Here is a 13,191-nt window from a genome sequence, read left to right on the forward strand (position 1 = left end):
GATGCACAGGCAGTGCAGTGGTATCGCAAGGCGGCAGAACAAGGGGATGTCCAAGCCCAAGTCTTGTTGGGTATAGCCTATGAGTCTGGACGTGGTGTGCACCAAGACCTCGCCCTTGCCCAAGAATGGTACGGTAAGGCTTGCGACAACAGAGACCAAATTGGCTGCAACAATTACCGCCGTTTGAAGCTGGGTTATTGAACAGCTCGCGATGCCGTCTGAAAGTGGCTTGAGCAGGAGCGGACATCCCCCCTGCTCAATATGATTTGTTTTAGGGCAAAACCAAAATGACTTTCCAAAACAAAAAAATCCTCGTCGCCGGACTAGGCGGCACGGGTATTTCTATGATTGCCTACCTGCGCAAAAACGGCGCGGAGGTGGCTGCGTATGATGCGGAGCTGAAACCGGAGCGCGTGTCGCAAATCGGTAAGATGTTTGACGGGCTGGTGTTTTACACGGGTCGCCTGAAAGATGCGTTGGACAACGGTTTCGATATTCTGGCGCTTAGTCCCGGCATCAGCGAGCGGCAGCCGGATATCGAGGCGTTCAAGCAAAACGGTGGACGTGTGTTGGGCGACATCGAATTGCTGGCGGATGTTGTGAACCGCCGCGGCGACAAGGTGATTGCGATTACCGGCAGCAACGGCAAAACCACGGTAACGAGCTTGGTCGGCTATCTCTGCATCAAGTGCGGGCTAGATACCGTTATCGCGGGCAATATCGGTACGCCGGTTTTGGAGGCGGAATTGCAGCGCGAAGGCAAAAAAGCGGACGTGTGGGTGTTGGAGCTTTCCAGCTTCCAACTGGAAAACACTGAAAGTCTGCGCCCGACTGCGGCGACGGTGCTGAACATTTCCGAAGACCATCTCGACCGCTACGACGACTTGCTCGACTATGCGCATACCAAGGATAAGATTTTCCGTGGCGGTGGCGTGCAGGTTTTGAATGCGGATGATGCGTTCTGTCGTGCGATGAAGCGCGCCGGGCGCGAGGTGAAATGGTTTTCGTTGGAACACGAAGCCGATTTTTGGTTAGAACGCGAGACAGGCCGCTTGAAACAAGGCAATGAAGATTTGATTTCTACGCAAGACATCCCGCTGCAAGGCTTGCACAACGCCGCCAACGTCATGGCTGCCGTCGCCTTGTGCGAAGCCATCGGTTTGCCGCGCGAAGCATTGCTCGAACACGTCAAAACCTTCCAAGGCCTGCCGCACCGCGTGGAAAAAATCGGCGAGAAAAACGGCGTGGTGTTCATCGACGACAGCAAAGGCACGAACGTCGGTGCGACTGCCGCCGCGATTGCCGGTTTGCAAAATCCGCTATTCGTCATTTTGGGCGGAATGGGCAAAGGGCAGGACTTCACGCCCCTGCGCGACGCGCTTGCCGGTAAGGCAAAAGGCGTGTTCCTGATCGGCGTCGATGCGCCGCAAATCCGCCGAGATTTGGACGGCTGCGGTTTGAATATGACCGACTGCGCCACTTTGGAAGAAGCGGTTCAGACGGCATACGCCCAAGCCGAAGCAGGCGATATCGTGCTGCTCAGCCCCGCCTGTGCGAGCTTCGATATGTTCAAAGGCTATGCGCACCGTTCGGAAGTATTTATCGAGGCGTTTAAGGCTTTGTGAGGCCGTCTGAAACATGAAAAGAGGGTTGGTTTTACCGTAAACCTTGTGTGTCATTGTCTCAAAGGTCGTCTGAAAACGTTAAGGCAGTTTCAGACGACCTTTTTGCAGCAACGGTAAACTTGTTCCTTGCCTTTATCCGGTGTTACTGTTTCTTAAAATTTGCCTATGCGGGCAAACAGCGAGGCGGCGGGCAGCTATGCCTGACCGACAAAACGTGTGTTTATCAATCCGAAAGGAAAACCCATGAATTTTCAAGACTACATCCGTTACGATGCCGTCGGTTTGGCAGAGCTGATCCGCAAAAAAGAAGTCTCCACCGATGAAGTGTTGCAGGCTGCTTTAAACCGCTTGGACGAAGTCAATCCCAAGCTCAATCTGTTGGCGCATGATTTGCGCGAACGCGCGGCGGCGTGGCAGGGGTCGTCTGAAAATGCCGATACGCCGCTGGCGGGCGTACCGTTTTTGCTCAAAGACCTGCTGGCGGATTGGGAAGGCGCGCCGACATGGTCGGGTTCGCGCATGATGCAGCATTACATTGCCAAGCAAAACAGCGATTTGACCCAAGCCTATCTCGATGCGGGGCTGCGCGTGTTCGGCAAAACCACCACGCCCGAATGGGGCGCATATCCCGTTACCGAAACCGAAATTTACGGCATCACGCGCAATCCGTGGCATTTGGATTACACCGCAGGCGGCAGCAGCGGAGGCGCGGCAGCGGCAGTGGCTTCGGGCGTCGTACCCGCAGCGCACGGCAACGACGGCGGCGGCTCCATCCGCTTACCCGCGCATAACTGCGGCGTGTTCGGGCTGAAACCCACGCGCGGCCGCAGCAGTTACGCGCCGAACGCATCGGAGGCATGGCAAGGTTTGGTATGCGACCATGTGTTGACCCGCAGCGTGCGCGACAGCGCGGTTTTGCTGGACATCGCCGCCCAAACCCAAGCCCGCGCCCTGTATGCCTGCCCGCCGCCGCCCGAAAACGGTTTTGCAGACAGCATGAAACTAGAAATAGGTCGTCTGAAAATAGCTTTTTGGAAACAGGCATGGTTTGGCGGCGGCAACGACGAAGGCACGGAAGCCGCATTCGCCCATAGTTTGAAACTGATGCAAGACGCGGGACACGAATTGGAAGAAGCCACGCCCGATTTTGCGCCGCCCGAACAATTAAACCGAGCCGCCCGCATCATCGTCATGGGCGAAACGGCAAAACTGTTCTACCAATATCAATACGAAACCGGACAAAAGCTGCCGCACCGACTGCTTGAGCCGACAACGTGGGCAATGATTGTGCAGGGACGGCAAATCAGCGCGGGCGAAATGGCATGGGCGCGCGACGTGATGCTGGCGCAGGAACGTGCCGCCAAAGCATTTTTCACACGCTACGACGTGTTGATGACGCCCGTCTGCCCGCGCACCACGCCGAAAATCGGCGAGATGATGCCGCCACCCGCCGCACAAAAAGCCATGCGCCTGCTGTTCGGCACGCTGCGCTTGGGTTTTCTGTTGAAAAACAACCCGTTTTTAGAAAAAGAAGCCGCCGCCGCGCTGCAATACGTCGGTTATACGTCGCCGCTGAACATGAGCGGCAACCCCGCCATGAGCGTGCCGCTTTACCGGCATAACGGGCTGCCCGTCGGTACTCAGTTTGCCGCCGCTCACGGACGCGAAGACACGCTGCTTAGCCTCGCCGCGCAGTTGGAACAGATACAGCCGTGGGCGGAAATACCGCAGGTGGTTTAGGGTTTGCATTGGATAAAAAGTAGCCTATTTCCCTGAAAAAAAGATTTATACAAGGCCGTCTGAAAACATAAAAGCGTTTTCAGACGGCCTTTTGCCGGTATCAAAGGGTAGGAGAGGGCGCAAAGAACGTCGGAATCCGACATCTTTAAAGAATCTGAATTGTTGGTTTGGAAATAAACCTTTAAAATAACGTTAATTCATTTTTTCAGACGGCCTCTTGCCCATTTGCAGGCCGTCTGAATATTTTATTCAAGCCGTTACGGATGTTTTCATGATTAGTCTTTCCAAAATGCTTGACCGGCCGATTGCGCGCGATGGTCGGAAGTTTGATGTTTCTCTCTTGTGGATGGTCGTCTTAATGACGGTCTTCAGCCTGATTATGATTTATTCGGCTTCTATTGCGTATGCGGCATCGGAAGGGGGTAGCCAGTTTTCTTTTGTGTCTAAGCAGGCAATGTTTATCCTGTTTACGGTGGCCATATGCTTGCCGCTTTTCCTGCTGAAGATGAGCTTCTGGCGGCGGATTATTCCGTTTTATTTTGCTGTTTCGGGTTTGCTGTTGTTGTTGGTGTTGTTTGTCGGCCGCGAGATTAACGGCGCGACGCGCTGGATTCATATCGGGCCGCTCAACCTGCAACCGACCGAATTTTTCAAATTGGCGACGGTCTTGTATTTGTCCAGCCTGTTTACGCGCCGTGAAGAAATGTTGCGCGATTTGGATTCTTTGGGTTGGTCGTCTTTGTTTACCGGTATTGGCGATTTGGTGTGCAGCCCTTTTAAAAGTGAAGCTCGGGTAAGGGTAAAGGAACGTTTCCGCAAGTTTAAGACCTTGATTCTGCCGATTATGTTGGTGGCGGTCGGTTTGGTTTTGATTATGGGTCAGCCGGACTTTGGCTCGTTTGTCGTAATTGTCGTGATCACCATGGGTATGCTGTTTTTGGCAGGCTTTCCATGGAAATATTTTGCCGTATTGGTGGCGACTGTTGTGAGCGGTATGGGCTTGCTGATTTTGGCCGCGCCTTACCGTATGGCGCGTGTGGCGGCGTTTTTGGACCCTTGGAGCGATCCGTTGGGTAAAGGCTATCAGCTGACGCATTCCTTGATGGCGATTGCGCGTGGCGGCTGGTTTGGCGAGGGCTTGGGTGCGAGTTTGGAAAAACGTTTCTATCTGCCCGAAGCGCATACGGATTTTATTTTTGCCGTCATCGGTGAAGAATTTGGCTTTGTTGGGATGCTGGTTTTGGTGTTCTGCTACGGCTGGCTGGTGTGGCGTGCGTTTTCCATCGGCAAACAGGCACGTGATTCGGGCTTGATGTTCAGCGCGTACATCGCCAACGGCATTGGCATTTGGATTGGTATTCAAAGTTTCTTCAATATCGGTGTAAACATCGGTATCCTGCCCACTAAAGGCCTGACTTTGCCGTTTATGTCTTACGGCGGTTCGGCTGTCTTTATCATGCTGGTGTGCGTTACTTTGTTATTGCGCATTGATTATGAAAACCGCCAAAAAATGCGCGGTTATTCGGTGGAGTAAAACCATGAGCGGTAAAACTTTTATGCTGATGGCCGGCGGTACGGGCGGTCATATTTTCCCTGCATTGGCGGTTGCCGAGTCGCTGCAAAAGCGCGGCCATCATGTGATTTGGCTGGGCAGTCAGGATTCGATGGAAGAGCGTATCGTGCCGCAATACGGCATACGCTTGGAAACGCTGGCGATTAAAGGTATCCGCGGCAACGGCATCAAGCGTAAGCTGATGTTGCCGTTTACGCTGTATAAAACCGTCCGCGCGGCGCAGCAGATTATTAAGAAACACCGTGTCGAGTGTGTTATCGGTTTTGGCGGTTTCGTTACTTTCCCCGGCGGCTTGGCGGCAAAAATTTCCGGTGTGCCGATTGTGATTCATGAGCAAAACGCCGTAGCCGGTTTGTCCAACCGCCAACTGTCGCGTTGGGCAAACCGTGTCCTGTACGCTTTCCCGAAAGCCTTCCAGCATGAAGGCGGATTGGTGGGCAACCCTGTTCGTGCCGATATTGCGGCATTGCCTGTTCCTGAAGAACGCTTTGAAAACCGTCAGGGCCGTCTGAAAGTTTTGGTGGTGGGCGGCAGTTTGGGTGCGGATGTGTTGAACAAAACCGTTCCGCAAGCTTTGGCATTATTGCCTGAGGCGGCCCGTCCGCAAATGTATCATCAGTCCGGCCGCAATAAATTGGGCAACCTGCAGGCGGATTACGATGCGTTGGGTGTGCAGGCCGAGTGCGTCGAATTTATTACCGATATGGTATCTGCCTACCGTGATGCCGATTTGGTGATTTGCCGTGCCGGCGCGCTGACGATTGCCGAGCTGACGGTTGCAGGTTTGGGTGCATTGCTGGTGCCGTATCCGCACGCGGTAGACGACCATCAAACAGCTAATGCGCGCTTTATGGTGCAGGCCGAAGCTGGTTTGCTGCTGCCGCAAACTCAACTGACGGCAGAAAAACTGGCCGAAATCCTCGGCGGATTAAACCGTGAAAAATGCCTGAAATGGGCGGAAAACGCCCGCACATTGGCGTTGCCGCACAGTGCGGACGATGTGGCGGAAGCCGCCATCGCGTGTACGGCATGATGACATGATGTAATGAACGAAACAGAGGTCGTCTGAAAACCAAAAAAACAGGTTTCAGACGACCTTTTTGTAGCTTGGCAGCCTTATTGTGCGGGAGTATGATGTAAATAGGAATCTCTCTCATTGGAGGCTGCCATGTCTGCAAAAATCTCTCCCGAAACCATTTCCGCCCTGTCCAGTACCATGCTGATCCCCCTGTGGGCGAAGGCAGTAGAGCAGGGTAGGGCGCAGCCGCTTTTGCGCGATGACGAAGCCGTGCGGATGTTGGACAAGATTGACTACGACTTCAGCAAGTTTGCCAAAGTCAAAGCATCGCAGGTCGGCTGTTGCGGGCGGGCGAAGCTGTTGGACGATATGACCCGGCACTTTATCGCCGAACATCCCGATGCCGTCGTCGTGCAAATCGGCGCGGGGCTGGATGCGCGTTACGAACGCTTGGGCAAGCCGCGCATTACCGCTTGGTATGATTTGGATTTACCCGAAGTGATTGAAGTGCGGCGCATGCTGCTGCCTGAATCGGGCAATCATTATCTGGGCGCGTCCATGTTTGACGAAGCGTGGATGAACACCGTCGCAGCGCACGGCAAACCCGTGTTGCTCGTGATCGAAGGCGTGTTGATGTATTTCGAAGAAACGCAAGTGCAGGATTTTTTCAAACAGGTTGCTCGCCGTCTGCCGAATGCCCAACTTGCTTTTGACACTATCCCCAAAGCCTACATCGGACAAAGCAAACACCACGACGCGCTCGGTAAAATGGACAAACCGCCCGAGTTCCGCTGGGCGATAAGCGGAGTGGACGACATTCTGCGGCTGATGCCGGGTGTGGAAATTATTGAAGAAGCCGGTTTGAGCAGCGTCTGCAAACCGCGTTATCCGTGGCTTTTGCGCCTTTTGTATGCGACCGCGTGGGGACGGCGCAAACTGGATATGCGCTTGATGAGGATACAAGTGCCATCCAGTTGATAAGCACGAGGTCGTCTGAAAACGGTTTTCAGACGACCTTATATTTTGTTTTTGCTGGTGTTTTGGTAGCTGAAATCAAGTTTAAAAATAGGCAAAATAGCAAAGATTCACCGCCAAGTGCCGCCCCTTTTTTACCCATATTGCAACCAATGTGAAATCCTGTATGCCGAAACATCTTTAATTTACAAGAAAACTATGGCGCAGAAGCGGATAGCCCTTTAAAATAACGCCTTTACGCATCGAAAATCCACCGGAACGCAACATTATGATGAAAAATCGAGTCACCAACATCCATTTTGTCGGTATCGGCGGCGTCGGCATGAGCGGTATCGCCGAAGTCTTACACAATTTGGGCTTTAAAGTTTCCGGTTCGGATCAGGCGCGAAATGCCGTTACTGAGCATTTGAGCGCTCTCGGCATCCAAGTTTACCCAGGCCATACTGCCGAACACGTCAATGGTGCGGATGTCGTCGTTACCTCTACTGCCGTCAAAAAAGACAATCCCGAAGTCGTTGCCGCGCTGGAGCAGCAAATCCCCGTCATTCCCCGCGCGCTGATGTTGGCAGAATTGATGCGCTTCCGCGATGGTATCGCCATTGCCGGTACGCACGGTAAAACCACAACCACCAGCCTGACCGCTTCTATTCTCGGTGCGGCAGGTCTTGATCCGACTTTCGTTATCGGTGGCAAACTCAATGCCGCAGGTACCAACGCCCGTTTGGGTAAAGGCGAATACATCGTCGCTGAGGCCGACGAGTCCGATGCGTCCTTCCTGCATCTGACCCCGATTATGTCCGTCGTCACCAATATCGACGAAGACCACATGGACACCTACGGACACAGCGTCGAAAAACTGCACCAGGCGTTTGTTGATTTTATCCACCGTATGCCGTTCTACGGCAAAGCGTTTTTGTGTATCGACAGCGAACACGTCCGCGCGATTTTGCCCAAAGTGAGCAAGCCTTATGCTACTTACGGCTTGGACGATACTGCTGATATCTACGCAACCGATATTGAAAACATCGGCGCGCAAATGAAATTTACCGTTCATGTCCAAATGAAAGGACATGAGCAAGAGCCGTTTGAAGTTGTTTTGAATATGCCCGGCCGCCACAACGTCCTCAATGCGTTGGCGGCTATCGGAGTTGCGCTGGAAGTTGGCGCATCGGTTGAAGCGATCCAAAAAGGCTTGCTTGGCTTTGAAGGTGTCGGCCGCCGCTTCCAAAAATATGGCGACATCAAATTGCCAAACGGCGGAACTGCTTTGCTGGTGGACGATTATGGCCACCATCCTGTCGAAATGGCGGCAACCCTTTCCGCTGCGCGCGGTGCATACCCTGAAAAACGCTTGGTATTGGCTTTCCAACCGCACCGTTATACCCGTACACGCGATTTGTTTGAAGACTTTACCAAAGTCCTCAATACCGTTGATGCGCTGGTGTTGACCGAAGTTTATGCCGCAGGCGAAGAGCCGATTGCCGCAGCCGATTCCCGCGCCCTTGCCCGTGCCATCCGCGTATTGGGCAAACTCGAGCCGATTTACTGCGAAAACGTCGCCGATTTGCCGCAAATGCTGCTGAATGTTTTGCAGGACGGCGATGTTGTGTTGAATATGGGTGCCGGCAATATCAACCGCGTTCCGTCTGCATTGGTGGAATTGTCGAAACAATCATAATAAACAGGCATATTTGCCTTTGAGGACAAATAGGTCGTCTGAACAATATTTCAGACGGCCTGTATCGGTATTTAAGAAAGTAGAAATTATGCAGAATTTTGGCAAAGTGGCCGTGTTGATGGGTGGCTTCTCCAGCGAGCGCGAAGTTTCGTTGGACAGCGGCGCCGCTATTTTGGCTGCCTTGAAAAGCAAAGGCGTCGATGCCCATGCGTTCGACCCCAAAGAAACCCCGTTGTCTGAATTGAAAACACAAGGTTTTCAGACGGCCTTCAATATTCTGCACGGCACTTTCGGCGAAGATGGCGCGATTCAAGGCGCGTTGGATCTGATGGGTATTCCTTACACCGGCAGCGGCGTGGCCGCTTCTGCGCTGGGTATGGATAAATACCGCTGCAAACTAATTTGGCAGGCCTTGGGTTTGCCTATTCCTGAATTTGCCGTATTGCATGATGACAGCGACTTTGATGCTGTTGAAGAGAAATTGGGCTTGCCGATGTTTGTCAAACCTGCAGCTGAAGGCAGCAGCGTCGGCGTGGTAAAAGTAAAAGAAAAAGGCCGTCTGAAAAGCGTTTACGAAGAATTGAAACACTTGCAGGGCGAAATCATTGCCGAACGCTTTATCGGCGGCGGTGAGTATTCTTGCCCGGTATTGAACGGCAAAGGCCTGCCGAGCATTCATATTATTCCGGCTACCGAGTTTTACGACTACGAAGCCAAATATAACCGCGACGATACGGTTTATCAATGCCCGTCGGAAGATTTGAGCGAGGCGGAGGAAAACCTGATGCGCGAACTGGCCGTGCGTGGCGCGCAGGCGATTGGTGCGGACGGCTGTTCGCGCGTGGACTTTCTGAAAGATACAGACGGTAAACTGTATCTCTTGGAAATCAATACCTTGCCTGGTATGACCAGCCATAGTTTGGTGCCAAAATCTGCAGCCCATACCGGCGTAGATTTTGCTGATTTGTGTATTGAGATTTTGAAGACCGCTCATGTGGGATGATGCAGGCGCACTGGGTCGATTGACCCGCCGGCTATTGGTGCTGATGACCTTTCTGCTGATAGGTTCGGGCATAGCTTGGCTTTACAATTCCAAATATTTTCCTGTGAAACAGATTGCCATTCAGGGCAAGCTGAAATATGCTTCCAGCAAAGAATTGCAAACCGTTGCACGAGAGCATATCAGGGGTAATATGTTCCGCGCCGATATTGATTCGGCGCAGGCCGCTTTTCAGGAATTGCCTTGGATTGACTCGGCAATGGTACGCCGCCGTTTTCCGGAAACCGTGGAAATTATCCTGACCGAGCGTGTGCCGGTTGCACACTGGCGCGCTGGCGGCTTGGTGGACAGTAAGGGTAATGTGTTTGCCGCAAGCCTGAAACAGGACCTGCCTATATTTGAAGGGCAGCAGGGGACAGGCAAAGACATGGTCAAACATTATGCGGACTTTTCCGGTATTTTGAGCCCGTTGAAACTGACCATCAAAGAATTAATCTACACGCCGCGTTCGGCATGGCTGCTTGTATTGAACAACGGCATTACCGTGCGCTTGGGGCGTGAAAACGAAATCAAACGTTTGCAGCAGTTTGCCCAGATTTGGCCATCGTTGCTGCGTGAAAAACAAAGCCGTATCGAGTATGTCGATATGCGTTATAAGGATGGTTTTTCAGTCCGTTACCGGCCGTCTGAAAACCCTTCCGACAGTGAATAGCCGATTAGACGTGAAGCAATCTTGTTTCAAAAATAATCAAACCGTCAGTCAGACAACATAGCGAACGAGCAATTATGGAACAACAAAATAAATATATCAGTGCCTTAGACATTGGTACGTCCAAGGTCATCGCATTAATCGGTGAGATTCGGGAAGATAACGAAATCCACATTGTTGGCTTGGGGCAAAGCCCTTCACGCGGTCTGCGTGCAGGTATGGTGACCAATATTGACGCCACTGCGCAAGCCATTCGTCAGGCGGTAGAAGATGCCGAGCTGATGGCAGATACCAAAATTTCCCACGTCGTCACCGGTATTGCCGGTAACCATATCCGCAGCCTGAATTCACAAGGCGTGGTCAAAATTAAAGATGGCGAGGTATCGCAAGCCGACATCGATCGTGCCATAGAAACGGCCAAAGCCATCAATATTCCGCCTGATCACAATATCTTGCATACTGTGGTTCAAGAGTACATCATTGACAACCAGCCAGGTGTGAAAGAGCCCATCGGCATGAGCGGCGTGCGTTTGGATACCCGTGTACACATCATTACTGGTGCGAACACTGCTTTGCAAAATATCCAAAAATGTATCCAACGTTGCGGCCTGCAAATGGATCAAATCATGCTTCAGCCTTTGGCAAGCGGTCACGCCGTTTTGACTGAAGACGAAAAAGATTTGGGCGTGTGCGTCATCGATATCGGTGGCGGTACAACCGACATCGCGGTTTATACCAATGGCGCAATCCGCCATACCGCGGTTATTCCCGTTGCCGGCGATTTGATTACCAAAGACTTGGCACAAGCCTTACGTACGCCGCACAGTGCAGCTGAGTACATCAAAATCCATTACGGCGCTGCGATTCCGACTATGGACGGCTTGGATGAAATGATTGAAGTCCCTAGCGTTGGCGACCGTCAATCGCGTCAAATTTCACGCCGTGTATTGGCTGAAATCATCGGTCCGCGCGTAGAAGAAATTTTGGAATTGACGCTGAACGAATTACGCCGCTCTGGTTTCCCTGAAGAAGTGTTAACTTCCGGTATTGTTTTGACCGGTGGTGCTTCTATGTTGACCGGTATTGTTGAGTTGGCGGAAGAAGTATTCAACCTGCCGGCGCGTATCGGTGTTCCACAAGAAATGGGCGGCGTATCTGAGCGTATCCGCAATCCACGCTATTCAACCGCCATCGGTCTTTTGCAGGCGGCAAGAGGAGAGGAAGACGGTGCGCCGGTGACAGGTGCCATTGTGGTTCATGATCAGGCTGAAAAAATCAGTCTGTGGGCAAGAATAATGAAATTCGTTAAAGACAATTTCTGATAAAAGTTTTCAGGGCGGACTGTGTAGCAACCGTTTGTCCTAAATATTTAAGTGGAATTAAACGGTTTTAAATAATTGTCAAGTGGATAATTTAAAACTTGTATATTTTCTGTTAAAAAATGTAGTAAAAATATAACGCCGACAGCCGAATGGTAAGAAGATTTTTGCCAGTATCTGGATACTTCTTATATAATACGGATAATAAGTTATTTTTGAACCGTCCTTATAAAGCGGGGCGCGGAGGATTATTGAATGGAATTTGTTTACGACGTAGCAGAATCAGCAACGAGCCCTGCTGTTATTAAAGTTATCGGTTTGGGCGGCGGTGGCTGTAATGCCATTAATAACATGGTTGCCAACACTATTCATGGTGTTGAGTTCATCAGTGCCAATACCGATGCGCAATCATTGGCTAAAAACAATGCGGCTAAACGCATTCAATTGGGTACAAACCTAACTCGCGGTTTGGGTGCCGGTGCAAATCCTGAAATTGGTCGCGCCGCTGCTCAAGAAGATCGCGAAGCCATCGAAGATGCCATCCGCGGTGCAAACATGCTGTTCATCACTACCGGTATGGGTGGCGGTACAGGTACCGGCTCTGCTCCTGTTGTGGCTGAAATCGCTAAAGAAATGGGTATCCTGACCGTTGCAGTTGTAACCCGTCCGTTTGCTTATGAAGGTAAACGCGTACATATCGCTCAAGCAGGTTTGGAACAGCTCAAAGAGCGCGTCGATTCCCTGATTATTATTCCGAATGACAAATTGATGACTGCCTTGGGCGAAGACGTGACCATGCGTGAAGCTTTCCGTGCGGCAGACAATGTGTTGCGTGATGCGGTTGCCGGTATTTCCGAAGTGGTGACTTGCCCTAGCGACATGATCAACTTGGACTTCGCCGATGTGAAAACCGTAATGAGCAATCGCGGTATCGCCATGATGGGTTCAGGTTTTGCACAAGGTATCGACCGTGCCCGTTTGGCTACCGATCAAGCTATCTCCAGCCCACTCTTGGATAACGTTACTTTGGATGGCGCACGCGGTGTATTGGTAAACATTACCACTGCTCCCGGTTGTCTGAAAATGTCTGAGTTCAACGAGATTATGCGTATTGTCAACCAAAATGCACACCCTGAAGTGGAATGCAAATTTGGTGCTGCCGAAGACGAGAGCATGAGCGAAGACGCTATCCGTATTACCATCATTGCTACCGGCTTGAAAGAAAACGGTACTGACAACCAACTGCGCGCTGCTGCCCGTACCCAACAATTGGTACGCGGTGCGGAAGAAGCGCCTCAAGCTAAAAGCCAAAGCAGTGCTGAAAGTTTGGTTCGTACCAACCGCAATATCCGTTCTATGAATCTGACAGCGGCTGATTTCAGCAACCAGTCTGTACTGGATGACTTTGAAATTCCGGCTATCTTGCGCCGTCAGCAACATACTTCTGATAAATAATCAGGATCATGCATGAAAAGACCTGCCTTAAAGGCGGGTCTTTTTTATTAGCAGAATAAACTTAAGGTATAGGAAAACGTTGCGTTGTTTACACCACAG

At 51.6% G+C, this 13,191-nt stretch carries 10 protein-coding genes and 1 pseudogene; all 11 read left to right on the plus strand.

Annotation, left to right across the window (positions count from 1 at the left end; all coding sequences use genetic code 11):
* A pseudogene (locus HMPREF2872_RS09470) lies at window positions 1-201 on the plus strand (hypothetical protein); the annotation flags it as partial.
* Between the two features lie 86 nt (window positions 202-287).
* Window positions 288-1,625, plus strand: coding sequence for a UDP-N-acetylmuramoyl-L-alanine--D-glutamate ligase (murD, locus tag HMPREF2872_RS09475; RefSeq protein ID WP_070633169.1), 1,338 nt, complete (start codon window positions 288-290; stop codon window positions 1,623-1,625).
* Between the two features lie 243 nt (window positions 1,626-1,868).
* A complete protein-coding gene (locus HMPREF2872_RS09480; RefSeq protein ID WP_070633171.1) occupies window positions 1,869-3,365 on the plus strand; it encodes an amidase in 1,497 nt (498 codons plus the stop codon).
* A gap of 271 nt (window positions 3,366-3,636) precedes the next feature.
* Window positions 3,637-4,899: an FtsW/RodA/SpoVE family cell cycle protein gene (locus HMPREF2872_RS09485; protein WP_070633173.1), complete on the plus strand. Its 1,263-nt coding sequence runs from the start codon at window positions 3,637-3,639 to the stop codon at window positions 4,897-4,899.
* 4 nt (window positions 4,900-4,903) lie between these two features.
* Window positions 4,904-5,971: an undecaprenyldiphospho-muramoylpentapeptide beta-N-acetylglucosaminyltransferase gene (gene murG / locus HMPREF2872_RS09490; protein WP_070633175.1), complete on the plus strand. Its 1,068-nt coding sequence runs from the start codon at window positions 4,904-4,906 to the stop codon at window positions 5,969-5,971.
* Window positions 5,972-6,106: 135 nt separating this feature from the next.
* A complete protein-coding gene (locus HMPREF2872_RS09495; protein WP_070633177.1) occupies window positions 6,107-6,934 on the plus strand; it encodes a class I SAM-dependent methyltransferase in 828 nt (275 codons plus the stop codon).
* 265 nt (window positions 6,935-7,199) lie between these two features.
* Window positions 7,200-8,609 carry a UDP-N-acetylmuramate--L-alanine ligase gene (murC, locus tag HMPREF2872_RS09500; protein WP_070633179.1) on the plus strand — a complete coding sequence of 470 codons (1,410 nt, stop codon included), beginning with the start codon at window positions 7,200-7,202 and terminating at the stop codon, window positions 8,607-8,609.
* Window positions 8,610-8,697: 88 nt separating this feature from the next.
* A complete protein-coding gene (locus tag HMPREF2872_RS09505; protein ID WP_070633181.1) occupies window positions 8,698-9,612 on the plus strand; it encodes a D-alanine--D-alanine ligase in 915 nt (304 codons plus the stop codon).
* A complete protein-coding gene (locus HMPREF2872_RS09510) occupies window positions 9,602-10,321 on the plus strand; it encodes a cell division protein FtsQ/DivIB (RefSeq protein ID WP_070633184.1) in 720 nt (239 codons plus the stop codon). The genes HMPREF2872_RS09505 and HMPREF2872_RS09510 overlap by 11 nt, the downstream gene beginning before the upstream one ends.
* A 74-nt stretch (window positions 10,322-10,395) precedes the next feature.
* Window positions 10,396-11,640: a cell division protein FtsA gene (gene ftsA, locus HMPREF2872_RS09515; protein WP_070633186.1), complete on the plus strand. Its 1,245-nt coding sequence runs from the start codon at window positions 10,396-10,398 to the stop codon at window positions 11,638-11,640.
* 252 nt (window positions 11,641-11,892) lie between these two features.
* A complete protein-coding gene (gene ftsZ, locus HMPREF2872_RS09520) occupies window positions 11,893-13,092 on the plus strand; it encodes a cell division protein FtsZ (RefSeq protein WP_070633188.1) in 1,200 nt (399 codons plus the stop codon).
* The last annotated feature ends 99 nt before the right edge of the window (window positions 13,093-13,191 follow it).

Origin of the sequence: Neisseria sp. HMSC069H12 (genome assembly GCF_001812735.1) — a bacterium.
Classification (GTDB): Bacteria; Pseudomonadota; Gammaproteobacteria; order Burkholderiales; family Neisseriaceae; genus Neisseria; species Neisseria subflava.